Raw genomic sequence first — 26,173 nt, 5'->3', positions numbered from 1 at the left:
CCGACCAGGTGGTCGGTCCTTGCCTTCATGGTGCGTCGGGACGGCACTATCCCGTTGGGTCGAACGTCCCGCGCTGGTGGGATCTGTCGTCAGGGGCCGGCTACCGGGCGCAGCCGGCCCCTGACGATCACAGTGTCGTCAGAATGTCCTCCATCGTGGTGATCTCGGCGGTCTGCGAGGCGATGATGTCCTCTGCGAGGGCGATCACATCGGCGTTCTCACCGTTGTCGACCTCGGCCTGCGCCATGTCGATGGCGCCCTCGTGGTGGACGATCATCTGCTCCAGGAAGAGGCGGGATGCCTCCACTCCGGTGGCGTCCTCGAGGGCCTGCATGTCGGCGCCCGACATCATCCCCCCGTGGTCCATTCCGTCCATGTCCCCCATAGGGCTGCCCCAGTCATCGAGCCACGACTCCATCAGCTCGATCTCGGGGCCCTGGGCGGCCTTGATCTGCTCGGCCAGGGTGATGACGCGCTCGTCGATGCCGTCTTTCGCGAGGATCATGTCGGCCATCTCGACGGCCTGTTCGTGGTGCGGGATCATCATCATCGTGAACTGCATGTCGGCGTTGTTCACGTCGGCGGCAGGGGATGCCGATGAGCCCATTCCGGGCATGTTGTCCATCCCGCCGTTCCCGGCGGTGCCGGTGCACCCGGCGAGGGCGAGCAGGGCTGCCAGGGTGATCGCGGCGGTCGCCGCGGCACGGTTCTTCACTTGGTTTCTCCTCAGTCGTCTGTGTGGCGCGCAGGATCGTCTGATCGAGCGCGGAAGCGTGCTGACCTCCACGAAGGCCGGCGAGTTGCCGTCACGTACGACTGATGCAGAGAACGAGAAGAGACGGTGGCCGGCACCGCGCAGTCCGGCCGACGAAAAGGCGGGGTCGGGCCCGACCGAGCCCGGCAGTCCACGTGGGGCCCGCGCGAGGCAAGACGAAGAGGAGCGACACGACGAGCAGGGCGAGCACGCACGCCATTGCGAGCATGGCGTCGTGCCCGCCGCAGTCCGCGCAGCCGGTATCGGTCTGTGGCATGTCGTGGCCGTGGCCCGCGCCGGATTCCAGCACCGACACAACCGCGGCAGGCTCGGCGTGGGCGGTGGGCGCATGCAGGGTGTGCATCGCCAGCAGCCCGGCGATGAGGGCGGCAGTGAGGGCGATGAGCAGCAGCACAGAACGGCCGAGCCCGGACGGACTGCGACGAAGATGCTGCGCGAGAGCGATCATCGAGATCCCACCTCCTCATCTCGAGGGTAATCGTCCGCATCCCTCGGCGCTCAAGCCGCCTGGCAGGACCGTGACGAAGACGGATGCCTACGGGCGAGCTCCCTGTCGGAGGTCGGTCGTCGCAGGACCGGCCGGTACGGCGGGAATCCGAGGCCAGGTCCAGGCGGAGCGCAGGATGAAGGCCAGCAGCAGCACCTCGATTCCGATGGAGAGGCCGTAGAAGAAGGTCCACTCCCAGGTGGCCCCTGCAGCGTTGAACACCGAATAGGGGATGTAGAGCGATGCCACGACGAGGTTCACGGGGCGGCTCACCCGGGCGGGCAGCGTCATGGAGAGCATCACCATCACGGCCGGGATGGCCACGGACGCGAGCATGACGGTCAGCAATGCCGAGCTGACCTCGAACCTCCAGACGAGGCCGTTCAGGATGCCGTCGACGACGCCGGGTTTGTAGAAGTTGAGGATGTCGACGTAGACGTACAGGAACATGAAGCTGGTCCACGCGGCGGCGAGCTTGGCTCGCACGGGGACCGGCGGGGCCTCGAGCAGGTTCGCGGTTGTCATTCGGATGGTCATCGTTTCTTCTTTCGAGAGGGGCGGTCCGTCCGCCGGACTGGCGGCAGGTGGGAGCGTGCAGAGGCACGGGTTGGTCGTTCGGGTCGGCTCGGTCGTCAGACGGTGACGACGACCTTCCCTCGGGTGTGGCCGGACGCCAGGTGGCGGAGGGCACCGGCTGCGTCGTCGAGAGGGTAGGTGCGATCCAGGACAGGCATGACCTGCCCGGTCGCGATCAGGTCAGCCAGGGCGAGCAGGTCCTCACGCTTCTCGACCGACGTGAAAGGCCTCAGTCGCTGACGGGTGAACAGCGAGAGCAGGCGCGCTCTGACGATCCGGAGGAGGGGGCCGAGCCACCGGCCACCGCGCCCGCTGTTGGGAATGAGGACCCCGGTCGACGTCAGCGCTCGGCGGACAGCCGCCAGCGGCTGGGCTTCCACGTTGTCGAGGATGACGTCGTAGCGCTTCTCGCCGCAGGTGAAGTCGGTCGTCGTGTAGTCGACGACGTGGTCGGCCCCGAGTGAGCGGACCAATTCGACGTTGCCGGCGCTGCACACCCCCGTCACCTCGGCCCCGAGAGCCTTGGCGATCTGGACGGCGAAGGAGCCCACACCACCCGACGCGCCGGTGACCAGCACCTTCTGGCCCGGTCGGACGTCCGCGATCCTGCGCAGCGCCTGCAACGCCGTCAGTGCCGACGTGGGCACCGCTGCCGCGTCCACGACCGACACGTTGGCGGGCACCGACACGAGGTGGTCCGCCGGGACGCAGGCATACTCGGCGAGCGTTCCCGTGGTGCTCCAGCCGAACACCTCGTCGCCGGGACGGAGAGCGGTGACGCCCTCTCCGACCGCCGCCACCGCGCCGGCGAGGTCCCTGCCGGGGATGCCGTGGCGCGGGCGGCGGAGCCCGAACACGAGGCGCACCACGTACGGCTCGCCGGTCATGACGAAGTAGTCGCCGGGATGCACCGAGGCCGCGCGCACCCGGACGAGGACATCGCCTCGACCCGGCGACGGGATCCCGACCTCGCGCACCTCGAGCACGGACGGCGGGCCGTAACGGTGCTGGACGGCGGCCCGCATCGTCGCCGCCCTCGATCGCTGCTCGACGTGCACGGATGCCTCCTTCACGGTCGAACAGCGACCCTCGCTGTCTCGTACACCGTACTAGTACGCTGTACGATAGGCGTACGCTGTACGATTGTCAAGCCGTTCGAGTGACCGAGGAGACCCATGCCTGCGAGAGCACGACGCCAGGCCGCTTCAGCCGCGGGTCTGAGCAAGCACAGGGTGGTGCTCGAGGCGATCCGGCTCGCCGACCGCGAGGGAGTCGACGGGCTGAGCATGCGCCGGCTCGCCGACGCGCTCGAGGCGGGCGCGATGTCGCTCTACCACTACGTAGCGAACAAGGATGAGCTGCTGGATGCCATGACCGACGTCGTCTTCGAGGAGATCGAGCTCCCGTCCGAAGAGACGGACTGGCAATCGGCGATGAGACGGCGGGCGATATCCGCCCGCCAGGCTCTCGCACGCCACCCGTGGGCGATCGGCCTGATGGAGTCGCGGACGTCGCCGGGGCCCGCGAACCTCCGGCACCACGAAGCGGTCATCGCCTGCTTGCGCAAGGCCGGCTTCTCCGTCTTGATGGCCACGCATGCCAACTGGCTGCTCGACAGCTATGTCTACGGCTTCGCACTGCAGGCCTCCAGCCTGCCGTTCGACACCGCCGATGAGCTCGCGGACATGGCCGAGGACGTCTACCTCCCCCAGCTTCCTCCCGACGAGTTCCCCTACCTCAACGAGTCCGCCGCGGCGCTTGCCGCTGCCGGCTTCGACCCGACGGAGCAGTTCACCTTCGGCCTCGACCTCGTCCTCGCCGCCCTCGAGCCCCTGAGAGCCCCCGCGTAGCGACGCCCCCGGAACGTTCTCGGGTCGTCGCCCGATGACGAAGAAGCGTCGGCACGGGGCGACGGTCGGTTGCAGCCGCGGGCCGGAGGCCCTGCAGGGAATCGAGCGGCCCCGGTGCCGCGGGGCTCGGCCGTCTCATTCCCTCCTCACGCGCCGCCACGGCGGCGGCTCCAGAAGCGTCCGCGAATCTGCACAAGCGCCGGGATCTCCGCGCCGACCAGGTTCTCCAGGTCGCTCAGCGAATCGTCGATGACATCGCTCACCGCGCGCGGCGACGCGCCCCTTCGGCATGTCACGGTCACGTCGAGCATCGGCGTCGTGCGCACGCGGTACGCCGACACGTGCGAACCGACGAGGTCCGGCTGGCTGGACAGCGCGTCGGTGAGGACATCTGCGGCGAGAGCCGTGTCGACGACTGTGGTGCCGTCCGTCCGTGAACCAGCCGTCACGAGACGATCAGTGCGTCCGCGGCCCTGCCGCAGGACGAAAACGGCGAGGAGGACGATCAGCAGGACGAGGGCCGCGACGGCGAGGACGACCTCGTCATCGATCCGGACACGAAGAAGGGGTACTACTTCTTCGAGAAGGTGCACACAGATCTGGTCTGCGCCGAACTGACGGACGACTACACAGACGTGTCCGGGGTCTCGAGCATCCATTTCCACCACTCCGGCCCGCCGTTCAACCGCGAAGGTCCCACCCACTTCATGCGCGATGGGGTCCACTATCTGGCCGTCGAGCACGACCGGGTACTTCCCGAACCCGTCCGAGTTCGCGCGCGCAGACGACTTCCACGGGCCGTGGACCGTTGTGGGCAACGCGCATCCGACTGACCCGTCGGGGACGTCGTTCCGCTCGCAGGTCAGCTCGGTCTTCAAGCACCCCGCGAAGAATGACCTCTACATCGCGCTCGCCGACCGCTGGCTGCCACAGCTCCCCGACGACGTGCCCAACGTCTTCGACGCCATCGCCGCACGCATGGAAGGACGACCCCGGCCCGCCGGCGCGGAGAATCTCCAGGCGATCATGTCGCTCGCGAACGGTGAGAACACTGCGATCGCTGACTACGTCTGGCTCCCCATCCGATTCGACGGCGATGTGCCGAGGATCGACTGGCACGACGAATGGCGCGTCGAAGACTACGACTGAGCCGCATTCCGTCTGAGGAGCGTCCTAGACGACGATCGTGGCGCGCGAGGGGGCACCATCTGTGCGGGGTACCGCACTCTGAACGGTCGACGCCGATCACTACCGCGGAATCACGCGGCTCCGACGAACCACGCAGCAGCAACATGGTCAGGGTGGCGCACCGCAGAGGTCCCCGAAGGGTCCCCCTGGGGGACCCCTGGACGCCGCAGTCGCCCATCTTGACGGCGCTCGACCGGAATTCTCGAAAGAAAAACCCCCGGTTTACCAGGGGTTTTCTGCGGAGACGGAGGGATTTGAACCCTCGGTCCCCGTAAGGGGACTCCACCTTAGCAGGGTGGTGCACTAGGCCTGACTATGCGACGTCTCCAGGCATCCGACCGGATGGGCACGGATGCACCCAGCAATCATAACCGAGTCCCGTGGCGCTTCTTGCACGCGATCGGCCGGCCCCTCCGGCGCGCCGGTATCACCGCAGCCACCGGGCGGCTCTTCCAGACATGCCGTTCACACAGTACGGAGTCCTCAGCGGAACCCTCGTCGCGCACCACCGCGACGACCCCGATGACTTCGGGCGCTGGCGGCACGTCAACCTCAGGGTGCGCAGCGGCGGGCGCGACTTCCGGGTCGCCGTCGACGTCGACAGCAAGGACTCCGCGGTGGGGGTGCAGTGGAAGGTCGTCCGCGCGGGCGGGGCGGCGCTCGGGTGGCCTGCGGTACCCGCGTCCGGGTTCACCGCGCTGGCGTCGGCGCCCGGGACGGGCGCGATCGACGTCATCCGGCATCCGGCTCTGCGCGTCGTCGGGATGCGGCGGTTCCTGCTGCGGCTCCTCCGCGTGAGCGGCGCCGTGCCGGCCGCACGCTCGTGGTTCTGGATCCCGGCCCTCCGGCCCTGGCGCTCGGGCGATCATCTCGAAGCCTCGGAGGCGCTGGAGACGACCCTGCGCCCGGGTGCGGTCACCCTCGTGTGGGGAGAGCCGTTCCCCGAGGGCGCCGCGCCGACCTCGATACAGGGCATGCACAACGTGCACCAGAACCAGGGCGACCCGGCCGGATCCCCGTGGTGGGCCGAGAACGGCATCTGGCAGGACGGCGCCGTGGCGACGCAGCAGTCCGACGGCAGCTGGCTCGTGTTCGTCTCGAAGTTCTCCACCCAGCGCGATCACACCGACGCACAAGGGCACCCGCTCTGACTCACCGGAGCCCGCACCCGCCGAACGAGCCGACCGCGGGCTCAGTCCGCGATGGCCACCTGATTGCCGCCGCTGTTCTTCGCGGCGTACATCGCCTGGTCCGCACGCCGGATGAGGCGGTCGACGTTCAGCAGGCCGTCGCCCACACGGGCGGTCGCGACGCCGATGCTCGCGGCGATCGGCAACGACGCGGGCAGGAACGTGTACTCCTCCCCCACGGCGGCGCGCACCCTCTCGGCGATCTCGACGGCGGCTGCGGCATCCGCCCCGCACACGACCACGAACTCGTCGCCCCCGTACCGGGCGACGACGTCGCCCTCGCGGAGGTTCTCCTGCAGCCGGCGCGCGACCTCGCGGAGCACCTCGTCGCCACGGTCGTGGCCGAGGGTGTCGTTTACCTCCTTGAAGCCGTCCAGGTCGATGAAGATCACCGACGCGGGCGTGTGGTCGCCGAGCGACGGCAGATCCTCGAGGCTGCGCCGGTTGGGGAGGTCGGTGATGTCGTCGTGCATCGCCGCGTGCTGCAGGCGGCGCTCGAGCCTCAGCGTCGCGAGCTTCTGCGCGGCCTGGCCCGCGAGGGCCTCCGCGAGAGGGGATGCCTCGTCGTCGAACACGCGCGGATGCCGGAAGAAACACGCGAAGAGGCCGAGCGAGACGTCCTCGAGGTGCAGCGGCGCGACGATCGCCGCCTGCACGCCGGCCGTGCGCATCGCCTCCGCGAGGGAGGGGGAAAGGCGTTCGGCGTCGGCCTCACCGCTGATCTTCACGACGTCGCGCATCTGCCGCACACGTGCCGAGATCGTGAATTCGGGGATCGTGTGCTCGAACGGGTTCGTGCCGGCCGTCCGCCGCAGCACCCCGCTCTCGGAGAACAGCATGACGACGGACTCCTCGGCGCGGTACGCCTGCGACGCCGTGTCGGCGAGGACCCGGCTGAGACGCTCCTCCGTCGTCGCGGCGGCGAAGGCGATGGACGCGTCCATGATCAGCTGCAGTCGGCTCTGCGTCCGGTCGGCGAGGCCGTGCATGTTGCGCAGACGCGTGCCGGAGGCGTACCGGTCGGCGGCATCCATCACCGTCAGCACCGTGCCGTCGCGATCCTCAGCCCGCGCGACGAGGACCGCGCGCTCCGGATGCTCGGGGCACGACATCATCCTGGAGGAGCGGCCGGCGCCCTCGAGGAAATCGGCGACCGGGACCAGGATCTCGCTCAGCAGCCGGCCGGTGGGCTCCTCCGCCAGCCATCGACGGAACCAGGCGTTGGCCTCCACCACGCGCTCGTCGCGGTCCACGCGGACGACGCCGACGGGCAGCGCATCGATCTCCACACCGCTCATGGGCATCCTTCCCGCGCCGGGCACGCGGCATCCGTCCGAAATGTATCGCATCGCGCGATGCCCGCGGGACGACAGGAAGGAAAACGCAGTGCACGCACCGGATGCACAGCGGTCAGTTCTCGGGCAGCGTGCACGTCGTCTGCGCTGCCGTCTGGCCGGCGATCTCCGAGGGCAGCTCCACGCGCTCCTCGGCCACCGGCGCCTCGGCTGCCGGGGTCTCGACGGCTTCACCGCCCGGTGCAGGCGTGGCGGCGGCATCCGGCTTCACGGCCTCGCCGGTGACCTCGACGCCGTAGCCCTGGCTGGCCTCGCCGGTGAGGGTGAGCGGCTGGTTCGCCCGCAGCGCCTCGAACAGCACGTCCGCGGCATCCGTCACCGGCATCACGCGACTGGCGCCGTCACCAGACGAGTAGCGCGTCGGGTACTGCACGAACACGATGTCCTCGTAAGGCACGTCCTTCATCGCCATCGCGATCTGCACCATGAGGTTCGGATTCGTCAGCCCCGAGCTGAGCACGAGCTGCCCCTGCTGCACCTGGTTCACGGCCGTGGTCGCGAGGTTGAGGAGCGTCGCGGGATTGGCCAGCACGGCGTCGGACTGCAGCTTGCGCACCATCGACGACATGAACTGCTGCTGGTTCGAGATGCGCCCGAGGTCGGATCCGTCGCCGATGCCGTGGCGGACCCGCAGGAACTGCAGCGCCTCGACACCCACGAGCGTGTGGGTGCCGGCGGCGAGGTCGAGGCCGGTGTGGCGGTCCTGGATGTCACCCGCGACGCAGACGTCCACGCCGCCGATCGCGTCGGACATGTTGATGACGCCGGTCCAGCGGATGGCCGCCGCGAAGTGGACCTGCTCGCCCGTGAGCGCCTCGACGGTGCGCACCGTGCAGCCCAGCCCGCCGTACATGTACGACGCGTTGATCATCTGCTGCGACATCGCCGGGTGGTCACCGCTGCCGTCCTCCTTGGCGCACGCCGGAATCGGCACCAGCATGTCGCGTGGGAACGAGACGACGGTGACACGGCGCGGTTCGTCCGAGATGTGCACGAGCATCGTGACGTCGTTGCGCTCGCCCGGTGAGTCGTCTTCGGCGCAGCGCGGGAACAGCGCGACGTCCTGACCCTCGCACGAGTCCGAGCCGACCAGGAGCACGTTCACGCCGCCCTCGATGGCGCCGAGCGACGGCGGCAGCGGCCTCTCGTCGTCGAGCACCACCGCGTTCGCCGCGATCGCCCGCGTGGCGTCCCACACGTTGTACGCCGCGATGCCGGCCGCGCTCACGCCGAAGACCGCCACCGCGACGCCGAGCATCGAGATCAGGGTGATGAGCGGATGCCTCGTCGGCAGCACTCCGTGGCGCGCGAGGGGCCCGCGACCCTCCGTCGAGGGTCGCCTGGTCGCCGGCATCAGCCCTCGGCCCTGACGTTGCCGGCGGAGCAGGTCTGCTGCGCGGCGTTCTGGCCGGGGATGTTCTCGGGAAGCGCCACCGCGGTCTCGCTCGGGGCGGGGGTCGCGTTCGGATCGGCGCTGGGGGTGGGGTCGGCGGGCGCCTCGGTGGGCTGCGGGTCGGCCACGATCACTCCTCCGGTCAGATCCTGGTCGTGCGTGACCTCGATCGGCTCGTTGGCGGCCAGGGCCGCCCACATCTGCTCAGCCGCATCGTAGTCGGGAACGACGCGGTTCGGATCGGCCGGGTCCTCGAGCACCGGGTACTGCAGGAACACGATGTCCTGGAAGGGCACGTCCTTCACCGCGAGCGCGATCTGCGCGAGCGTCATCGGATTGGTCAGCCCCGCGCTCGGAGTGATGTTGTCCACCGCCGTGGTCGCCAGCTTGTACAGCGTCGCGGGGTTGGAGATGACCTCTTCGCTCACGAGCTTGCGCGCGAGGCTGGACATGTACTGCTGCTGGTTGCTGATGCGCGCCAGGTCGCTGCCGTTGGCCAGGCCGTGACGCGTGCGGAGGAACTGCAGCGCCTCGACGCCCTGGACCGTTCGAGCCCCGGCCTCCCAGTCGATGCCGGTATAGACGTCCTTGATGCCGCCGTTGCCGATGCAGACCTCGACGCCCCCGATCGCGTCGGTGATGTTGATGACGTTGCCGAAGCTCACCTTGGCCGCCAGCGGCACGTTCTGTCCGCTCAGCTCCTTGATCGTCTTCGCGACGCACGAGAGCCCGCCGTCGCCCCACGCGGAGTTGATCTGCGCGTACGAGCTGCCGGCGGTGGTCGTGCCGTCCTCGCTCGTGCACGACGGGATGGGAACCATCAGGTCTCGCGGGAACGACACCACGGTCACCCGGCGCGGGTCGTCCGAGATGTGGACGAGCATGTTGACGTCGTTGAGCTGTCCCTCGGCTTCGGGCCCGGTGCAGCGGTCGCCGAAGATGTGCGCGTATTCCGGCTCGCACTCGTCGGTGCCGACGAGGAGCACGTCGACGCCGCCCTCGATGGCGCCGATGTCGGGCGGAACGGTCCCCTGACCCTCGAGTTCGACGGCGTCGTCGGCGAAGCTGGAGGTGAGGTCGGACAGCGCGTAGGCGGCGACGCCGAACCCGGCGACGAGGGCGACCGCGGCGATGACGCCGACGAGCTTGAGCACGAACGCCAGCGGCCCGGGCGACGACAGCTCACCATGGCGCGCCACGGTGCGGCGGCCCTGGCGGGCGGGTCGGCGGGTCTGGCTCACTCGGTTCCTCTCCGGGATCTGCTCTCAAGCCCCCGGCACACGCGTTCTGCGGAGGGTGTGGGATTCGAACCCACGGGACATCGCTGCCCACTGGTTTTCAAGACCAGGTCCATCGGCCGCTCGGACAACCCTCCCGAGGATCCCGGCTCGCAAGGAGCGCGGCATCCGTCGAACAGGCGTCGAGTCTAGCCGACAGCACTGTCGACCCATTCTTCCAACGGCGGCTGGCAATCCTCTGAAGGACGCGCTCGAGCGCCGTGGGTGCCCGTCAGAGCGCGCGCAGCACCGCTGCCACGCCGCCGGCCTGCACCGAGCCGGTCGTCTCCCCCGCGGCGTCCCGCACCTCCTGCGGGCCCTGCTCCATCGCCACGGCGCGGCCGCCGTGCTCCAGCGCCCATCGGAACATGCCGACGTCGTTGCGGCCGTCGCCGATCACGAGGACGTTCTCGGCCTCGATCCCCAGCTCGGCCCGCACGCGTTCCAGCCCCGTGCTCTTGTCGACGCCCTGCGGGGCGATATCGAGCCACGCCGTCCAGCCCACAGCGTACGAGACCTCGTGGAGCCCGATGTCGCGCACCAGCTCGAGGTAGTCCTGCTCGTCCTGCTCCGGCGAGACCACCACGACACGGCAGACGCGCTGGCGCCCCAGCTCCTCGAAGGGCACGCGGCGGGCATGGACGAGGTTCCAGTCCTCGAGGTACTCGGTGTACAGGCGCACGCCGTCGGGCAGCTCCACGAGGTATCGCGCCTGCGGGAGATGCTCGCGCAGCAGCGTCAGCACCTCGCTCGGGTCGAACGTCTCGACGTGCCACCGCTCGTAGATCAGCTCCTCGGCGTCGACGCGCTTGAGCACGACGGCGCCGTTGGAGCACACGACGTACTCGGGAGCGAGCTCGAGCACGCGCAGGATGCCGCGGGTGCCCTCCCAGCTGCGACCGGTCGCGATCATCACCTCGTGGCCCGCGTCCTGCGCGTGGGCGACCGCCTCGACGACGCCGGGGCTGAGCGACTCGTCCTCGAGCAGCACCGTGCCGTCGATGTCGAGCACGATGAGCATGCGGGCCACGGACACGCCGGGCGCCTCGGTCTCGCGCGCCAGCTCGTCGACCAGCTCGGCCGCGTCCTCCTGCGGCTCGACGTCGATCCGGCCGGTGTCGGGCAGGGCCTCCTCGACGGCGGGGTCGGTGTCGATGTCGTCGGCGGTGCGGGCCAGGTCGCCGATGCCGTCGTGGGCCTGGTTCACCCGACCGGCTCCATCACCTCGAGCCCGCCGAGCAGGGGCCGCAGCACCTCCGGCACGGCGACCGACCCGTCCTCGCGCTGGTGGGTCTCGAGAAGGGCGACGATCCACCGGGTGGTGGCGAGCGTGCCGTTGAGCGTCGCGACCGGCTGCGTCCTGCCGCCCTCCGGGCGGTGGCGGATGTCGAGGCGGCGCGCCTGGTACGTCGTGCAGTTCGAGGTCGACGTGAGCTCGCGATACGCCTGCTGGGTCGGCACCCACGCCTCGATGTCGTACTTGCGGGCTGCGCTCGAGCCGAGGTCGCCCGCGGCGACGTCGATCACGCGGTACGACAGGCCCAGATCCTGGAGCATCCGCTCCTGCATCTCGACCAGGCGAAGGTGCTCGGCCTCCGACTCCTCGGGCGTGGTGTAGACGAACATCTCGAGCTTGTTGAACTGGTGCACGCGGATGATCCCGCGGGTGTCCTTGCCGTACGACCCCGCCTCGCTGCGGTAGCAGGTGGACCACCCGGCGTAGCGCTTGGCGCCCCGGGTCAGGTCGAGGATCTCGCCCATGTGATACCCGGCGAGCGGCACCTCGCTGGTGCCGACGAGGTACAGGTCGTCGTCCTCGAGGTGGTAGACCTCGGCGGAATGCTTGCCGAGGAAGCCGGTGCCCTGCATCACCTCGGGACGCACCAGCGTCGGCGGGATCATCGGCGTGAACCCGGCCTGGAGCGCCCGGTCGAGCGCGAGGTTCATCAGGGCGAGCTCGAGGCGGGCGCCGATGCCGGTGAGGAAGTAGAAGCGGCTGCCCGACACCTTCGTGCCGCGCTCCATGTCGATCGCGCCGAGCCGCTCGCCGAGCTCGAGGTGGTCGCGCGGCTCGAACGCGAAGGCCGGGACCTCGCCGTGCGTGCGCAGGGTGACGAAGTCGTCCTCACCGCCGGCGGGCACGCCGTCGATCACGAGGTTCTCGATCGCTGCGAAGGCCGCGGCGGATGCCTCCTCCGCGGCGGCGACCGCGTGCTGGGCCTGCTTCACGCGCTCGCTGAGGTCTTTGGCCTCGGCGACGAGGGCCGCCTTCTCCTCTCTCGGAGCCTGCGCGACCTTCTTTCCGTGCGCGTTCTGCGCGGCGCGGAGCTCTTCGAAGGCGGTGATCGCGGCACGGCGTGCGCGGTCGGCCTCCAGTGCGGCGTCGACGGTCTCGGGCGACTCGCCGCGCGCCTCCTGCGAGCGCTTGACCAGCTCGGGATTCTCGCGGAGCAGCACGGGATCGATCACCCTGCAAGCTTAGTCGGCGCCCGCGCACCGGCATCCGACTGCCCGGTCGCGCACCGGTTTGCACCGCGCGGACCATTCCGGGACCTAATCTGTACGACATGGCAGCGGTATCCGGATCGGGCGAGGGCCCTGCGCGCGACGGCGATCTGACCCCTCACCCGGCCGACGCCGTCTACGCCGACGGCCCCTCGACCGAGGAGCTCGATCTCGCCGATGTGGCAGCCGACGGGACGGGTGCCGCTGCGGCCGACGCCTCGGCCACGGCCGACGCGGCCGAGGAGAATGCGCCCGACCCGGCTCGGGCGGCCGAGCCCGACGATGTGATCCACGAGCCGCAGGACGTCGAGTCCGACACCGCCGATGGCGAGGCCGGCGAGGCGCGGCGCGTTGGCCCGGAGGGCGAGCCCCGCCCGATGGAGGAGGGCGCCGAGCGTCCGTCCCCGAAGGCGGCCCTGGTCTACAACCCGACGAAGGTCGACGCCGACGCCCTGCGTCAGACGGTGACGCGGCTCGCCGCGGAGGCCGGCTGGTCGGAGCCCCTCTTCTACGAGACGACGGTCGACGACCTCGGCGACGACGTGACGCGCCAGGCGCTCGATGAGGGCGTCGACGCCGTGCTGGTGGCCGGCGGCGACGGCACCGTGCGCGCCGTGTCCGAGGCGATGAGCGGGAGCGGCGTGCCGCTGTCCATCGTCCCCAGCGGCACCGGCAACCTGCTCGCCCGCAACCTCAGGCTGCCGCTGGCCGAGCCCGAGGCGATGGTGCGCGCGGTCTTCGACGGCGACACGATGCCGATGGACGTCGGGTGGAGCGAGCTCGCCCGGCCCGACGGCACGACGGCCGAGCACGCGTTCGTGGTGATGGGCGGCATCGGCCTCGACGCCGCGATGATCGCCAACACCAACCCGCAGCTGAAGAAGACCGTCGGATGGGTCGCGTACGTCGACGGCGCGGCACGGGCACTCCCCAGCGCCAAGCCGTTCCGCGTCGTCTACGAGCTGCCCGGACACCGCCTGCACTCGTCCCGGGTGCAGAGCGTGCTGTTCGCCAACTGCGGCAAGCTGCCGGCGGGACTCGAGCTCATCCCCGAGGCATCCGTCGCCGACGGCGCTCTGGACATCGTCATCTTCCAGCCGAAGGGTCCGTTCGGCTGGCTGTTCGTATGGCGCCGGGTGGCGTGGGACAACAGCTTCCTGCGACGCTTCCGCACCGGGCGCCGCGTGCTGTCGCTGCGCACCAAGGACAACTCGGTGCTGTACTCGCGCGGCGCGGGCATCGAACTGGCGACGCGGGAAGCGCAGCCGGTGCAGCTGGACGGCGACGAGTTCGGCGAAGCCCTCTCGGTGAAGACCCGCGTGGAGCCGGCGGCGCTCCTGGTCGTGGTGCCCAAGGGCCACTCCACCGACGACCTCTGAGCCTCCGCGTGAGCGCGGCCCGGCGCGAGGCGATCTTGTCAAGACCGCCTCGCCGGCTCCCGCGCGGGGCAGGATGACTCCCATGCCCGGACCCTCGATCGTGTGGTTCCGCGACGACCTGCGCCTCGCCGACAATCCGGCGCTGCGCGCGGCGCTCGACCGCGACGAGCCCGTCATCGGCCTGTACGTGCTCGACGACGAGAGCCCCGGCGTGCGCCCGCTCGGCGGCGCCGCCCGGTGGTGGCTGCACCACTCCCTCGCCTCGCTCGGCGAGCGCCTGCGGGAGCGGGGCGGGACGCTGGTGCTGCGGCGCGGTCCGGCCGACCGCGTGGTGCGCGAGACGGTGACGGATGCCGCGGCCGGCGCCGTCTTCTGGAACCGGCGCTACGGCGGACCGGAGCGCGACATCGACGCGGGGCTCAAGGCCGCACTCCGCGACGACGGCGTCGACGTCGCATCGTTCGCCGCGTCGCTGCTGTTCGAACCGTGGACGGTGAAGACCGGGGCCGGTACGCCGTTCTCGGTGTACTCGCCGTTCTGGCGCGCGTGCCAGGCCCTGCCGTCACCACGGGATCCGCTCCCCGAGCCGCGCGAGGTGCCGGGGCCGCGCCGGGCCGCGGCATCCGACGCCCTCGACGACTGGTCGCTGCTGCCCACCGCGCCCGACTGGGCGGCCGGGCTGCGCGACACGTGGGAGCCCGGCGAGCCCGGCGCGCGCCAGCGGCTGCGCGAGTTCCTGCGCGACGACCTGGCGAGCTACGACCGCGCCCGCGACGAGCCCGCTGCCGGTGCGACGTCGCTGCTGTCACCCCGGCTGCGATGGGGCGAGGTCAGCCCGCACACGGTGTGGCACGAGACGGTCGCCGCCGGGAACGGCGGGCGGTTCCTGTCGGAGCTCGGCTGGCGGGAGTTCGCCTGGCACATCCTGTACCACCACCCCGACCTCGCGACGAGGAACCTGCGCCCCGAGTTCGACGCGTTCCCGTGGCCGCGCCTGAAGCCCAGCGCCCTGGAGGCCTGGCAGCACGGCCGCACCGGCGTCGCCCTCGTCGACGCGGGCATGAAGGAGCTCTGGCGCACGGGCTACATGCACAACCGCGTGCGGATGGTCGCGGCATCCTTCCTCATCAAGAACCTGCTCATCGACTGGCGGCGCGGCGAGGAGTGGTTCTGGGACACGCTCGTCGACGCCGACGGCGCTAACAACGCGTTCAACTGGCAGTGGGTCGCGGGGTCGGGCGCCGACGCGGCGCCGTACTTCCGCATCTTCAACCCCGAGCTGCAGGCGAAGAAGTTCGACCCCGACGGGCTCTACGTGCGCGAGTGGGCGCCGGAGCACCTCTCGGGCGACGCGCCCGCGCCGATCGTCGACCTCGGCGAGACCCGGCGGGCGGCGCTGGACGCGTACGAGCACGTCAAGCGCGCCGCCCGCCGCTGAACTCGGGCGGGGCTTCGGCGGGTGGGCTGCCGGGGCGGGTGGGCTGCCGGGGCGGGTGGGCTGCCGCGGCTACCAGGCGTAGGCCTCCGGCGCCTGTCCACCCGGGCCGGGGAACAGCTCGTCGAGCGCCTGCAGGTCGTCCTCGCTCAGCCGGATCTCCAGCGCCGAGACGGCCGACTCCAGCTGCTCCACGGTGCGCGGGCCGATGATCGGCCCGGTGACGCCCGGCTGGTGCAGCAGCCACGCCAGGCCGAGCGCCGAGGGCGTCCAGCCGCGCTCCTGAGCGAAGCGCTCGTAGGCGTCGAGCTGGTCGCGGCGCTCCTCGCGCTGCGAGGTGATGCGCTCCCCGGCCGAGCGCGCCTTCGCGTCGGTGGACCCGCCGCTGAGCAGCCCGCCGGCAAGCGGCGACCACGGCAGGATGCCGAGCCCGTAGTTCTGCGCCGCCGGGATGACCTCGAGCTCGATCGAGCGCTGCACGAGGTTGTACAGCGACTGCTCGCTCACCAGGCCGAGGAAGTGGCGCTGCTTGGCGATCTCGTTCGCCTGGGCGATGTTCCACGCCGCGAAGTTGGAGCTGCCGGTGTAGACGACCTCGCCGCGGGCGACGAGGACCTCCATCGACTGCCACAGCTCCTCCCAGGAGATGTGGCGGTCGATGTGGTGGAACTGGTAGAGGTCGATCCGGTCGGTCTGCAGACGCCGCAGCGAGCCGACGGCCTCGCGCCGCACCTGCCACGCGGACGCGCCGCGGGCGTTCACGACGTCGCCGTCGGGCGTCGGGTCGACCATCGGTGAGTGCACCTTGGTCGCCAGCACGATGTCGTCGCGCACGCCACGGCGGGCCTGCAGCCACCGCCCGATGATCTCCTCCGTCCGCCCGCGGCCGCCGGCCCCGCCGTAGCCGTTCGCGGTGTCGAAGAAGTTCACGCCGAGCTCCAGTGCGCGGTCCATGATCGCGAACGAGTCCTCTTCCGAGGTGCGGTCGCCGAAGTTCATCGTTCCCAGCACGATCCGCGAGACGGAGGTGCCTGTTCGTCCGAGGTGCACGTAGTCCATTCGGACATCGTCACACGGCCGGGGCGGCGTCCGGGCCGTTTTGCGGAAACGTTTCCCGGTTACTTTCCGGGTCGTCGGCGGAATGGGCGGAGGCTCCCCGCGGTTGCGGGCCGACATGACAACGATCGGAATCATCGGTGCAGGACACATCGGCAGCGCGCTCGCCCGCGCCTTCTCCGGACTGGGCTACGACGTCGTGATCTCGAACTCGCGGGGCCCCGAGACCCTCACCGGCCTCGTGGCCGAGCTGGGTCCGAAGGTCACCGCCGCGACCGCGGAGGAGGCGGCCGCCGCCGCCGACATCGCCGTCGTCACGGTGCCGCTGAAGGCGCTGAAGGACGTGCCGGTCGAGCCCCTGGCCGGCAAGATCGTGCTCGACACCAACAACTACTACTTCGAGCGCGACGGGCACGTCGACGCCCTGGACCGCGGCGAGACCACCACGTCGCAGCTGCTTCAGGACCACCTCCCCACGTCGAAGGTCGTCAAGGCCTTCAACCACCTCTACGCCTGCGACATCAACGCCGACGGTCTGCCGGCGGGCGACCCGGACCGGCGCGCGCTCGGCACCGCGAGCGACGTCCCCGAGGCCGTCGAGTTCGTCACCGGCGTCTACGACGCGCTCGGGTTCGACACCGTGAGCGCCGGCCCGCTGAGCGAGTCCTGGCGCCTGGAGCGCGATCGCCCGGCCTACGTCGCCCGGCAGACGGCGGCCGAGCTGCGCGCGAACCTCGCCAAGGCGAACCGGCTGCCCTGACCCGCCCGCCGCGCGGCGCGCGGGCGCCGCTGCGGCTCCGGCGCGCGTCCGGCGCGGCTACGGCACGGCTCCGGCGCGGGCGCGGCTCCGGAGATCGGACTTCTCGCCGGTTTCCGGAGTCCTCGGGCCCTACGGCTCCGGAATGCGGGCGATTCTCCGATTTCCGGATCCGCGGGAGGGCGACCCGCGGGGAGCGGAACGCCTGGGACCGGAGACACGGCCGCGCCGCGGAAGCCCGAGGGCTCCCGCGGCGCGGCGTGCGGATCGCGTTACTGCGCGACCGGGATCGACTGGGCCTCGAGCGTCGAGATCGTCGACTCCTGCGCGGATTCGAGCGCCTCGAGCAGCGTGCCCTGACCGGTGACCGCCTTCTGGAAGCCGTCCGAGACGTCGGCGTACGTCTGCGTCATGGTCGGGCCCCACACGAAGTCGGGGTTGACCTGCTCCGCGGCCGCGGCGAACACGTCGTAGATCTTCTGGCCGCCGTAGAACTCCACGCCCTCTTGAAGCGACGGCAGCTGCAGGCCGGCCGTCGTGGCGGGGTAGATGTTCGCGGACTGGTTGAGTGCGGTCAGCGCCTCATCGGAGGTGTTGAGCCAGAGGGCGAACTTGGCCGCCTCGTAGAGGTGGTCTGTGCCCTTGAAGACGGCGATCGAGGAGCCGCCCCAGTTGCCGGCGCTCTCGCCGCCGGCCTCCCACTGCGGGGACGGGGCGACGGCCCAGTTGCCGGCGGTGTCGGGTGCACCGGACGAGATGGAGTTCGCGCCCCACACGGCAGAGTTCCACGTCCAGACCTCACCGGAGTTGTACGCGTTGTTCCATTCCTCCGTCCATGCCGGGTACGTGGCCACGAGGTCCTCGTCGAGGAGCTGCTGCCAGTAGTCGGCCACGGTGGTGGACTGGTCGCCGGTCAGATCGACAGTCCACTCCTCGCCGTCGTTGGAGAACCAGTCGCCGTTCGCCTGCCAGACGAAGCCCGCGAACTGGTTGATGTCGGCGGTCGAGAAGTTGGTGATGTAGCCGCCCGCGGCGCGCACCGCCTTCGCTGCCTCCTTGTACTCCTCCCACGTCGTCGGCACGGCGATGCCGTTCGCCTCGAAGAGGTCGGCTCGGTAGAAGAGCGCCATAGGACCGGAGTCCTGCGGAACGCCGTAGACGCCGTCGCCGCCGAGCGTCACCTGGCCCCACGTCCACGGGATGAACTCGCTCTCGGCCGCCACGACGTCCTCGCACGCCGACAGATCCTCGAGCCCGTCCTGCACGCGGAAGCTCGACAGCGCGTCGTACTCGATCTGGCCGAGGTCGGGCGCGTTGCCGGCCTCCAGCTGGCTGAAGAAGCTCTGGTAGGTGCCGGAGTTGCCGTTGGGTCCGGTCTGGACCTCGACCTGGATGTCGGGGTTCTCCTCGTTCCACAGCGCGACGACGTCTTCGATGCCGGGGATCCATGACGTGAACTCCAGCGTGACGTCCTCGCCTGCGGGGGTGCAGGCTGCGGCCTCCGCGTCACCGCCTCCGGTGCTCGCGGAGGTGCATCCGGCCAGCGCCAGCGCGCTGAGCAGTGCGACGCCGGTGGCGACTGCCCTCTTGGTGTGCTGCATGATCTTCCTTACTTGGTGGGTGGTGCGGGATTACAGGGATGCCGGTGGGCGGCGCCCTCCGGCGGGCTCACTTCACGGACCCGGTGCCGAGTCCGTTGCGCCAGAAGCGCTGAAGGAGGAGGAACGCGATGATGAGCGGCACGATCGACAGGAACGAGCCGACCAGGACGTAGGTGCGCAGCTCGGGGATCTGGTTGAGCTGGGTGTTCCACGTGTAGAGGCCGTAGGTGACCGGGAAGAGCTCCTCGCTGCGCAGCATGATCAGCGGCAGGAAGAAGTTGTTCCAGATGGCCACGAACTGGAAGAGGAAGACCGTGATGAGCGCGGGCATCATCAGGCGCATCGACACGGTGAAGAACGTGCGCACCTCCCCCGCTCCGTCGATCCGGCCTGCTTCGATGAGCTCGTCGGGGACGGATGCCGCGGCGTAGATGCGGCTCAGATACACGCCGAACGGGCTGACGATGCTGGGCAGCAGCACCGCCCAGAAGGTGTTCGTCAGGTTCACCTGGCTGAACAGCAGGAAGAGGGGCAGAGCGAGTGCCGTCGCGGGGACGAGCACGCCGCCCAGCACGACGTTGAAGTAGACCTCGCGGCCGCGGAAGCGGTACTTGGCCAGCGCGTAGCCGCACATGCCGGCGAACACGGTCGCCAGCAGCGCGCCGAGCCCCGCGTAGCCGAGGCTGTTGAGGATCCACCGCAGGTAGATGCCGTCGCCGAAGGACAGGAGATCCCCGATGTTCGCGAAGAGGTTGAGATCGGCGAACCACAGCGGGTTCGTGCTCAGAAGGTCGCTGCGATCCTTGGTCGACGCGATGAACAGCCACCAGATCGGCACCAGGAAGTAGAGCGTGAACACGCCCATGACCAGCAGCGCCGCACCGCGCGAGAGGATGCTCTCCCGGGGCCCGCGCGAGGGGGCGAGGTCATCGGCGGTCGCACCGCGCGTACGTGTCAGCAGGCTCATTGCTCGGCCTTCCGCTGGGTGAACTTGAGGAACGCGAACGACAGCACGAACGTCGCGAGAGCGAGGACCACCGAGAACGCGGCGGCCAGATAGGGGTTCGGGATCGAGTTCGTCGCGTAGATGGTCATGTTCGGGGTGTACGTGGACGAGACCGCGGCGCTGAACGACCGGAACACCTGCGGCTCGGCCAGCAGCTGCAGCGTTCCGATGATCGAGAAGACGGTCGTGAGGATGAGCGCGGGGGCCACCATCGGAATCTTGATCGACCACGCGATGCGGATCTGCCCCGCACCGTCCAGCCGTGCCGCCTCGTACACCTCGGACGGGATCGCCAGGAGCGCGGAATAGATGATCAGCATGTTGTAGCCGACGAAGACCCACGTCACGACGTTCGCGATCGACCAGAGCACGAGCTCCGGCGAGAGGAAGTCGATCGTCCGGGTCACGTCCGTGAACGGCGACAGGTTCGGCGAGTAGAGGAAGCCCCACATGATCGCGGCGATGACGCCCGGCACGGCGTAGGGGGCGAAGAACGCCAGCCGGAAGAACCTCTTGCCCTTGAGAGCCGGGGAGTCCAGGAGCAGTGCGAAGAGCAGGGCGAGCCCGAGCATCACCGGCACCTGCACGACACCGAACAGCAGCACGCGCCAAACGGATTCCCAGAACGGGGCGTTCTGGAACACCTGGACGTACTGGGTCAGGCCGCCGAAGACCTCTCGCGGTTCGCCGTAGAGGCCGTCGCGCTCGACGACGAGCAGCGACTGGTAGACGGCGTAGCCGATGGGGATCAGGTAGAACAGCAGGAACAGGATGCTGAACGGACCGGTGAAGATCGCGATCGCACCCTTGTGCGGCGTCCTGCGACGCGGCGGCTTCCCCTCGCGCGGAGTCTTCCCGCCCCGCGTGACGAGGACCTCTGTGGCGGTCATGCGGCCGCCTCCTCTCTGATGATGCGCACGGCGCCGCCGGGCACGCTGACGCATCCGGCAGCCGGCATCCCGGTGACGAGCTCGAATCCGGTCGCGGTGAGCTCCGCGTCGGACTCCGAGTGGTTGACGATGAACAGGTACGAGGCATCCGCTCCCCGCCGGCGCACGATCTCCACGGCGCCCTCGGGTCCGCGCACTTCTGCCGCCGGACGCACGCCCGCCCGTTCGGCGATGCGGGCGAGCAGTGACCGGTAGTCCGCGGGATCGGGCAGCGTGGCGAGATACCACGCCTCTCCGCCGCCCCACGTGTTGCGGGTGACGGCGGGATGGCCGGCTGCCGGCCCGTCGACGAAGGATGCCTCGATCTCGGCCGTGGTGGTGCGCGAGCGCTCCGACCACAGGCGGGCGGTGGCGCCGTCCGAGAGGGCGAGCGACGCATCGGGTGCCACCGGCGCGAACTCCTCGATGCGGATGCCGAGCGCGTCCCGGAAGGGCCCGGTGTAGCCGCCCGTCCAGACGCGGTCCTTCTCGTCGACCGTGCCGCTGTAGAAGGTGACGAGAGCGGTGCCGCCCGCGGCGATCCAGTCGGTGATGACCGCCGCCTCGCCGGCGCGTACGAGGTGCAGCCCGGGGACCACCACGAGCCCGTAGGCCGAGAGGTCGGCGCCCGGTGGCACGACATCGACCGTGAGACCGAGCGCGTGGAGCGCTCCGTAGGCGGCGTGGACCTGGTCGAGGTAGCCGAGCGCCTGACTGGGGCGGGACTCGGTCTGGGTCGCCCACCACGATTCCCACGAGAAGACCAGCGCGACGTCTGCTTCGACGCGACTGCCGGCCACCTCCCCGATGCGATCGACGATCCCGCCGAGCTCCACCACCTCGCGCCAGACGGCGCTGTCCGTGCCGGCGTGCGGGAGCATCGCCGAGTGGAACTTCTCGCTGCCCTGGACGGAGGCGCGCCACTGGAAGAAGCACACGCCGTCCGCGCCCCGCGCCACATGGGTCAGCGAGTTGCGCAGGATCTCGCCCGGAGCCTTGGGCTTGTTCAACGGCTGCCAGTTCACGGCGCCCGTCGAGTGCTCCATGAGGATCCAGGGGGCGCCCCGGCCGAGACCGCGTGAGAGGTCGGCCGCGAACGCGAGCTCCACGGTCGGGGTCGCGAGTCGGTGGTCGAGGTAGTGGTCGTTGGCGATGACGTCCATGTCGGCGGCCCACGACCAGTAGTCAAGGTTCTCGATGTGCGCCGTGACCATGAAGTTCGTCGTGATGGGCACGTCGCTCACCGCCCGGATCGCGTCGGCCTCGGCGCGGTAGTACGAGAGCAGTTCGTCGGAGCTGAAGCGGTGGAAGTCGAGGAACTGCCCGGGGTTGCGTGTCGAGATCGTGGCGCGGGGCGGGAGGATCTCGTCCCAATCGCCGTAGGTCTGGCTCCAGAAGGCGGTCCCCCACGCATCGTTGAGCGCGTCGAGCGTCGTGTACTTGCGACGCAGCCAGCCGCGGAACGCGGCGGCGCTGTCGTCGCAGTAGCACAGCGCGTTGTGGCAGCCGAGCTCATTGGAGACGTGCCAGAGCTCGACGGCGGGGTGGCTGCCGTAGCGACCGGCCACGGCATCGACGAGGCGGAGCGCGGCGGCACGGAAGACGGGCGAGCTGGGGCACCACGCCTGACGCCCGCCCGGATACCGGCGGGTGCCGTCCTCTGCCATCGGGAGGATCTCGGGGTGCGACCGCGCCAGCCACGCCGGCGGTGAGGCGGTCCCCGTGCCGAGGTTGACGCGGATCCCCGCCGCATGGAGCCTGCTGATGATGTCGTCGAGGCGTGCGAAGTCGAACTCGCCCTCCCGCGGCTCGACGTGCGACCAGCCGAAGATGTTGATGGCCACGAGATCGACGCCGGCCTCACGCATGAGGGTGATGTCTTCGTCCCATACCTCGGGGGTCCACTGTTCGGGGTTGTAATCGCAGCCGAACGCGATGCCCTCATGGGCGAAGGGGCGGGCGGGGACCTTCATGCTCTCCTCGGATCTGTGAACGTGCACAGATCCGAGCGAGGTTCCTCTGCGCTGAGGTTCTGTGAACGTGTACAGAGTATGCAGGCCCGCGTGTCTTGTCAATCGGGTCCTGCAAGTGTGTGCGCGTGCACATACGATGTTCGCGTGGAGACCACGGGACGCAAGCGTCGGGCGACGGTGAAAGACGTCGCGATCGAGGCCGGGGTGTCGCGAGGCACGGTCAGCCGCGTGCTCAACGGGCAGCCCTACGTCTCGGACGAGGCCCGCACGGCCATCGACGCCGCCATCGCGAAGGTCGGCTTCGTTCCCAACCGCGCGGCGCGCAGCCTCGTGATGCAGAGTTCGCAGGCGATCGGGCTGATCGTCCACGAGCCGCATTCGCTCTTCGTCGAAGATCCGAACATCGGGTCGATCCTGCTCGGCGCGAACGCCGCCCTCTCGGATGCCGACTACCAGCTGTCGTTCATGATCGCCGACACCACCCGCGACATCGAGCGCCTCGCCCGCTACCTGAGCGGCGGACTGATCGACGGCGTGATCATCGTCTCGGCCCGCGTCGGAGACCCCATCACGCGCGCGATCGCCGACCTCGGACTTCCCGCCGCTTTCGTGGGTCACCCGCGGGACATCGGGGATGCCGCCTACGTGGCCATCGACAACCGCGGCGCCGCGCGCGAGATCACCAGCCGCCTGGCCGCGACCGGGCGGCACCGCATCGGCATGATCGCCGCAGCCCTCGACCGGGACTCGGGCTCCGATCGACTTGCGGGCTTCGTCGACGCCCTCGGCCATCGGTTCGACCCTCAGCTCGTGCAGAGCGTTCCGCTGTACTCGTACTCCGACGGCCAGGCGGGCATGCGGGCGCTCCTGGACCGCGTGCCCGACATCGACGGCGTCTTCGCGTCCAGCGACGCGGTGGCCGCCGGGGCGATGGATGTCCTCCAGTCCGCGGGCAAAGTCGTGCCCCGCGACGTGGGCATCGTCGGGTTCGACGACAGCTCCTGGGCTCTGCGCTGCGACCCGCCCCTGTCGACGGTCCACCAGCCGGCGAACGAACTCGGGCGGGCCGCCGCGGAGTCCGTGCTGCGCCAGCTGCGCGGCGAGGATCCCGGCACAGGGGGCAGCGTCCTGGCGTGCCCCGTCGTGTGGCGCGAGTCCGCCTGACCCGGATTGCGCCAGCCGGCTCGCTGCTCCGGAAATCGGACTTCTGGCCGCTTTCCGGAGCCCTGGGACCCCGAGGCTCCGGAAAGGCGCGGAATGCCCGAATTCCGGATCCGCGAAACCCCGGGCCGCAGGCCTGCGGCCTCGAACGCGGCACGCGCGGAATGCGACGGCCGGGGCGGAGGTTGGCTACAGCGATGAGCACCGCCACCTCCGCCCCGGCCCTGTCCGTCCTCGACCTCGTCCCGGTGCGCACCGGGCAGACCAGCGCACAGGCGGTCGCGGCATCCCTCTCCCTCGTCGACGCCGCCGACCGACTCGGATACCGCCGGTACTGGTTCGCCGAGCACCACAACATGCCCGCCGTCGCCTCGACCACCCCGCCGGTGCTGGCGGCGGCCGCCGCCGCACGCACAACCCGCATCCGGCTGGGGTCCGGCGGCGTCATGCTCCCCAACCACTCCCCCCTCGTGGTGGCCGAGCAGTTCGCGGCGCTCGAGGCGCTGGCTCCGGGTCGCATCGACCTGGGTCTCGGCCGCGCGCCGGGCTCCGATCCCGTCATCACCCAGCTGCTCCGCCAGAGCGGCACCACGAGCGACGTCGAGCGCTTCCCCGACCACGTGCGCGACATCCTGCGCCTCGTCGCGCCCGACGGCGCCGCCCTGCGGTTCACCTCGGGCGGCACGTACGACGTGCACGCGACGCCCGCAGCCACGACGACGCCCGAGGTGTGGCTGCTGGGCTCGAGCGACTACTCGGCGCAGCTGGCCGCGGCGCTGGGTCTGCCCTACGTGTTCGCCAACCACTTCTCGGGCGAGGGCCTCGAGCGCGCCCTCGACCTGTACCGGTCGGCGTTCGTGCCCTCCGAGACCCTCGCCGCTCCGCGCACCTTCCTCACCGCGAACGTGCTCGTGGCACCCACGCAGGGCGAGGCCGATGAGCGCGCGCTCCCGAACCTCCGCATGACGGCACGGCTGCGCACGAACCGTCCGCTGGTCGCCCTCGAGACCGTGGAGCACTCGATCGCGAACGCCGCGGACTTCGCCGGCCTGGGCGAGACGTTCATGGCGTCGGCGCGCGCGAAGTGGTTCGTGGGGACGCCGTCGGCGGTGGCATCCGATCTCCGCTCCTTCGCCGCACAGCACGGCGTCGACGAGATCATGATCTCGCCCATCGCGGGGTCGTACGAGGAAGAGCCGATGGATGCCGCGCCCGGCCGCCTGCAGACCCTCGAGCTGCTCGCCGCCGAGTACGACCTGGGGTGACCCGGCCGAGCCGGTCTCAGTCCTGCATCTCCGGCTCTCCGGAGATGAGGCCGCGCAGCCAGTCCCGCGCCTCGACGAACACGTCGTCGGCGTAGCGCTCGGGGTAGTGCACGACGGCGCGGTCCGCGCGCGGGTACGAGCCGAGGAACGTGACCCTCGGGCTGAAGCGGCGCAGCCCGAGGAGCGCGTCGGCCATGCGCTCGTCCTCGAGGTGGCCGTCGGCGTCGACGACGAAGCGGTACCGGCCGAGCTCGTCGCCGATCGGACGCGAGGCGAGCAGCGAGAGGTTGATGCCGCGGGTCGCGAACTGCTCGAGCATCTCCAGCAGCGCGCCGGGATGGTCGTCGGGCAGCTCGACGATCAGCGACGTCTTGTCCGCACCGGTGGGGGGCGGCGGGACGACCGTCCGGCTCACCAGGACGAAGCGCGTGACCGCGTTGGCGTTGTCGCCGATGTTCGAGGCGAGCAGCTCGAGCTCGTGGTGCTCGAGGATCCCCGGAGGCGCGATCGCGGCATCCGCGTCGCTCGACCCGTCGAGCAGCCCCATGGCGCTGGCGACGTTGCTCGCGGCCGGGACGTGCGCATGGGCCGGCAGCGCCCGCGAGAGCCACTGGAGGCACTGGGCGTATGCGACCGGGTGCGCGGCGATGAGCGAGACGTCGTCGAGCCGGGTGCCGGGGCGGCCCACGAGCACGAACTCGACGGGAACCAGGTACTCCCCGACGATCCGCAGGCCCGGCACCGTCGCCAGCGCGTCCTGCGCGGTCGAGACGCCGCCGTCGACGGAGTTCTCGATCGCGATCATGGCCGCGTCGGACCGGCCGTCGACCACGTCGGCCAGGGCCTCGCCCACGTTGCGCACCGGCCGCCACTCGTGTCCGCGAGCCTCGGGCACCTGCGCGAGCGCCGCCTCGGTGAACGTGCCGGCGGGACCCAGATAGCTGTAGGTGCGTCGGGCGGGAGCGGATGCCCCGGGGGCGGCGGCCTCGGAAGTCACGCGTGCCAGCCTATCCCG

General features: G+C 70.3%; 24 protein-coding genes and 2 tRNA genes. 8 read left to right on the top strand and 18 right to left on the bottom strand.

All coding sequences use genetic code 11. The features are described from left to right. Positions 1-127: 127 nt before the first annotated feature. From V6R91_RS05660 to V6R91_RS05645, 4 genes are all read right to left on the bottom strand, one after another. Complete coding sequence (locus V6R91_RS05660; protein ID WP_336394604.1) at positions 128-715, bottom strand: DUF305 domain-containing protein; 588 nt, start codon at positions 713-715, stop codon at positions 128-130. Positions 716-806: 91 nt separating this feature from the next. Then, entirely contained in the window at positions 807-1,223 is a 417-nt protein-coding gene (locus tag V6R91_RS05655) for a DUF6153 family protein (RefSeq protein WP_336394603.1), read from the bottom strand. Between the two features lie 87 nt (positions 1,224-1,310). Next, positions 1,311-1,799 (bottom strand): DUF6326 family protein, encoded by a 489-nt coding sequence (locus tag V6R91_RS05650; RefSeq protein WP_336394602.1) that lies wholly within the window; start codon positions 1,797-1,799, stop codon positions 1,311-1,313. A 95-nt stretch (positions 1,800-1,894) separates the two neighbouring features. Further along, positions 1,895-2,896, bottom strand: coding sequence for an NAD(P)-dependent alcohol dehydrogenase (locus tag V6R91_RS05645; protein ID WP_336394601.1), 1,002 nt, complete (start codon positions 2,894-2,896; stop codon positions 1,895-1,897). A gap of 117 nt (positions 2,897-3,013) precedes the next feature. Here V6R91_RS05645 and V6R91_RS05640 point away from each other — a divergent pair, with 117 nt between their 5' ends. Beyond that, positions 3,014-3,688, top strand: coding sequence for a TetR/AcrR family transcriptional regulator (locus V6R91_RS05640; protein WP_336394600.1), 675 nt, complete (start codon positions 3,014-3,016; stop codon positions 3,686-3,688). Positions 3,689-3,834: 146 nt separating this feature from the next. On the opposite strand, the gene V6R91_RS05635 is transcribed toward V6R91_RS05640, so the two are convergent. Next, positions 3,835-4,431, bottom strand: a complete 597-nt coding sequence (locus tag V6R91_RS05635) for a hypothetical protein (RefSeq protein ID WP_336394599.1) — start codon at positions 4,429-4,431, stop codon at positions 3,835-3,837. Here V6R91_RS05635 and V6R91_RS05630 point away from each other — a divergent pair. Further along, positions 4,403-4,837, top strand: a complete 435-nt coding sequence (locus V6R91_RS05630; protein ID WP_336394598.1) for a hypothetical protein — start codon at positions 4,403-4,405, stop codon at positions 4,835-4,837. The genes V6R91_RS05635 and V6R91_RS05630 overlap by 29 nt on opposite strands. A 278-nt stretch (positions 4,838-5,115) precedes the next feature. Here the strand turns inward: V6R91_RS05630 and V6R91_RS05625 are convergent. Continuing rightward, positions 5,116-5,204, bottom strand: a tRNA-Ser gene (locus tag V6R91_RS05625). Between the two features lie 130 nt (positions 5,205-5,334). Between V6R91_RS05625 and V6R91_RS05620 the strand changes: the two genes are divergently transcribed. Further along, entirely contained in the window at positions 5,335-6,027 is a 693-nt protein-coding gene (locus V6R91_RS05620; RefSeq protein WP_336394597.1) for a DUF2278 family protein, read from the top strand. Positions 6,028-6,068: 41 nt separating this feature from the next. Here the strand turns inward: V6R91_RS05620 and V6R91_RS05615 are convergent, their stop codons facing one another. From V6R91_RS05615 to serS, 6 genes are all read right to left on the bottom strand, one after another. Further along, positions 6,069-7,364, bottom strand: coding sequence for a GGDEF domain-containing protein (locus V6R91_RS05615; RefSeq protein ID WP_336394596.1), 1,296 nt, complete (start codon positions 7,362-7,364; stop codon positions 6,069-6,071). A 112-nt stretch (positions 7,365-7,476) separates the two neighbouring features. Then, positions 7,477-8,775, bottom strand: a complete 1,299-nt coding sequence (locus tag V6R91_RS05610; protein ID WP_336394595.1) for an LCP family protein — start codon at positions 8,773-8,775, stop codon at positions 7,477-7,479. Beyond that, the gene (locus V6R91_RS05605) at positions 8,775-10,055 is read right to left on the bottom strand and encodes an LCP family protein (RefSeq protein WP_336394594.1); all 1,281 of its coding nucleotides are present in this window, start codon (positions 10,053-10,055) and stop codon (positions 8,775-8,777) included. Before V6R91_RS05605 ends, V6R91_RS05610 begins: the two co-directional genes overlap by 1 nt. A 49-nt stretch (positions 10,056-10,104) precedes the next feature. Continuing rightward, a tRNA-Ser gene (locus V6R91_RS05600) sits at positions 10,105-10,189 on the bottom strand. Between the two features lie 134 nt (positions 10,190-10,323). Beyond that, entirely contained in the window at positions 10,324-11,298 is a 975-nt protein-coding gene (locus tag V6R91_RS05595; RefSeq protein ID WP_336394593.1) for an HAD family hydrolase, read from the bottom strand. Next, on the bottom strand, positions 11,295-12,560 hold the full coding sequence (gene serS, locus V6R91_RS05590; protein ID WP_336394592.1) for a serine--tRNA ligase: 1,266 nt from the start codon (positions 12,558-12,560) through the stop codon (positions 11,295-11,297). The genes V6R91_RS05595 and serS overlap by 4 nt, the downstream gene beginning before the upstream one ends. Before the next feature lie 98 nt (positions 12,561-12,658). Here serS and V6R91_RS05585 point away from each other — a divergent pair, with 98 nt between their 5' ends. Beyond that, complete coding sequence (locus V6R91_RS05585) at positions 12,659-13,975, top strand: diacylglycerol kinase family protein (protein WP_336394591.1); 1,317 nt, start codon at positions 12,659-12,661, stop codon at positions 13,973-13,975. A gap of 82 nt (positions 13,976-14,057) precedes the next feature. After that, positions 14,058-15,413, top strand: a complete 1,356-nt coding sequence (locus V6R91_RS05580) for a cryptochrome/photolyase family protein (protein ID WP_336394590.1) — start codon at positions 14,058-14,060, stop codon at positions 15,411-15,413. Between the two features lie 69 nt (positions 15,414-15,482). Here the strand turns inward: V6R91_RS05580 and V6R91_RS05575 are convergent, their stop codons facing one another. Then, positions 15,483-16,469: an aldo/keto reductase gene (locus V6R91_RS05575; RefSeq protein WP_336394589.1), complete on the bottom strand. Its 987-nt coding sequence runs from the start codon at positions 16,467-16,469 to the stop codon at positions 15,483-15,485. Positions 16,470-16,584: 115 nt separating this feature from the next. Between V6R91_RS05575 and V6R91_RS05570 the strand changes: the two genes are divergently transcribed. Next, positions 16,585-17,226, top strand: a complete 642-nt coding sequence (locus V6R91_RS05570) for an NADPH-dependent F420 reductase (protein ID WP_336394588.1) — start codon at positions 16,585-16,587, stop codon at positions 17,224-17,226. A gap of 269 nt (positions 17,227-17,495) precedes the next feature. Here the strand turns inward: V6R91_RS05570 and V6R91_RS05565 are convergent, their stop codons facing one another. The 4 genes from V6R91_RS05565 to V6R91_RS05550 all read right to left on the bottom strand — a co-directional run bounded on the left by V6R91_RS05565 (position 17,496) and on the right by V6R91_RS05550 (position 22,732). Then, on the bottom strand, positions 17,496-18,824 hold the full coding sequence (locus tag V6R91_RS05565) for an ABC transporter substrate-binding protein (protein WP_336394587.1): 1,329 nt from the start codon (positions 18,822-18,824) through the stop codon (positions 17,496-17,498). Positions 18,825-18,891: 67 nt separating this feature from the next. After that, positions 18,892-19,791 carry a carbohydrate ABC transporter permease gene (locus tag V6R91_RS05560; RefSeq protein WP_336394586.1) on the bottom strand — a complete coding sequence of 300 codons (900 nt, stop codon included), beginning with the start codon at positions 19,789-19,791 and terminating at the stop codon, positions 18,892-18,894. Further along, on the bottom strand, positions 19,788-20,720 hold the full coding sequence (locus tag V6R91_RS05555) for a carbohydrate ABC transporter permease (RefSeq protein ID WP_336394585.1): 933 nt from the start codon (positions 20,718-20,720) through the stop codon (positions 19,788-19,790). Before V6R91_RS05555 ends, V6R91_RS05560 begins: the two co-directional genes overlap by 4 nt. Beyond that, on the bottom strand, positions 20,717-22,732 hold the full coding sequence (locus V6R91_RS05550; RefSeq protein ID WP_336394584.1) for a beta-galactosidase: 2,016 nt from the start codon (positions 22,730-22,732) through the stop codon (positions 20,717-20,719). Before V6R91_RS05550 ends, V6R91_RS05555 begins: the two co-directional genes overlap by 4 nt. 144 nt (positions 22,733-22,876) lie before the next feature. On the opposite strand from V6R91_RS05550, the gene V6R91_RS05545 reads away from it, so the two are divergent. Both V6R91_RS05545 and V6R91_RS05540 read left to right on the top strand, forming a co-directional pair. Beyond that, positions 22,877-23,896 (top strand): LacI family DNA-binding transcriptional regulator, encoded by a 1,020-nt coding sequence (locus tag V6R91_RS05545; protein ID WP_336394583.1) that lies wholly within the window; start codon positions 22,877-22,879, stop codon positions 23,894-23,896. A gap of 194 nt (positions 23,897-24,090) precedes the next feature. Continuing rightward, positions 24,091-25,158 carry an LLM class flavin-dependent oxidoreductase gene (locus tag V6R91_RS05540; RefSeq protein WP_336394582.1) on the top strand — a complete coding sequence of 356 codons (1,068 nt, stop codon included), beginning with the start codon at positions 24,091-24,093 and terminating at the stop codon, positions 25,156-25,158. Between the two features lie 16 nt (positions 25,159-25,174). On the opposite strand, the gene pheA is transcribed toward V6R91_RS05540, so the two are convergent. Then, positions 25,175-26,155, bottom strand: coding sequence for a prephenate dehydratase (gene pheA / locus V6R91_RS05535; protein WP_336394581.1), 981 nt, complete (start codon positions 26,153-26,155; stop codon positions 25,175-25,177). Positions 26,156-26,173: the final 18 nt, after the last annotated feature.

The organism is Microbacterium sp. CCNWLW41, from assembly GCF_037083505.1.
This window is presented reverse-complemented; position numbering and strand designations above follow the sequence as displayed.

What these genes read in the sequence shown, in the direction of transcription:
- V6R91_RS05630 (WP_336394598.1), top strand. Translation starts at nt 4,403, where the DNA reads ATGGGGTCCACTATCTGGCCGTCGAGCACGACCGGGTACTTCCCGAAC.
- V6R91_RS05555 (WP_336394585.1), bottom strand. Translation starts at nt 20,720, where the DNA reads ATGACCGCCACAGAGGTCCTCGTCACGCGGGGCGGGAAGACTCCGCGC.
- V6R91_RS05650 (WP_336394602.1), bottom strand. Translation starts at nt 1,799, where the DNA reads ATGACCATCCGAATGACAACCGCGAACCTGCTCGAGGCCCCGCCGGTC.
- V6R91_RS05540 (WP_336394582.1), top strand. Translation starts at nt 24,091, where the DNA reads ATGAGCACCGCCACCTCCGCCCCGGCCCTGTCCGTCCTCGACCTCGTC.
- V6R91_RS05575 (WP_336394589.1), bottom strand. Translation starts at nt 16,469, where the DNA reads ATGGACTACGTGCACCTCGGACGAACAGGCACCTCCGTCTCGCGGATC.
- V6R91_RS05585 (WP_336394591.1), top strand. Translation starts at nt 12,659, where the DNA reads ATGGCAGCGGTATCCGGATCGGGCGAGGGCCCTGCGCGCGACGGCGAT.
- V6R91_RS05615 (WP_336394596.1), bottom strand. Translation starts at nt 7,364, where the DNA reads ATGAGCGGTGTGGAGATCGATGCGCTGCCCGTCGGCGTCGTCCGCGTG.
- V6R91_RS05570 (WP_336394588.1), top strand. Translation starts at nt 16,585, where the DNA reads ATGACAACGATCGGAATCATCGGTGCAGGACACATCGGCAGCGCGCTC.
- V6R91_RS05560 (WP_336394586.1), bottom strand. Translation starts at nt 19,791, where the DNA reads ATGAGCCTGCTGACACGTACGCGCGGTGCGACCGCCGATGACCTCGCC.
- V6R91_RS05580 (WP_336394590.1), top strand. Translation starts at nt 14,058, where the DNA reads ATGCCCGGACCCTCGATCGTGTGGTTCCGCGACGACCTGCGCCTCGCC.
- V6R91_RS05620 (WP_336394597.1), top strand. Translation starts at nt 5,335, where the DNA reads ATGCCGTTCACACAGTACGGAGTCCTCAGCGGAACCCTCGTCGCGCAC.
- V6R91_RS05550 (WP_336394584.1), bottom strand. Translation starts at nt 22,732, where the DNA reads ATGAAGGTCCCCGCCCGCCCCTTCGCCCATGAGGGCATCGCGTTCGGC.
- V6R91_RS05640 (WP_336394600.1), top strand. Translation starts at nt 3,014, where the DNA reads ATGCCTGCGAGAGCACGACGCCAGGCCGCTTCAGCCGCGGGTCTGAGC.
- V6R91_RS05610 (WP_336394595.1), bottom strand. Translation starts at nt 8,775, where the DNA reads ATGCCGGCGACCAGGCGACCCTCGACGGAGGGTCGCGGGCCCCTCGCG.
- V6R91_RS05655 (WP_336394603.1), bottom strand. Translation starts at nt 1,223, where the DNA reads ATGATCGCTCTCGCGCAGCATCTTCGTCGCAGTCCGTCCGGGCTCGGC.
- V6R91_RS05565 (WP_336394587.1), bottom strand. Translation starts at nt 18,824, where the DNA reads ATGCAGCACACCAAGAGGGCAGTCGCCACCGGCGTCGCACTGCTCAGC.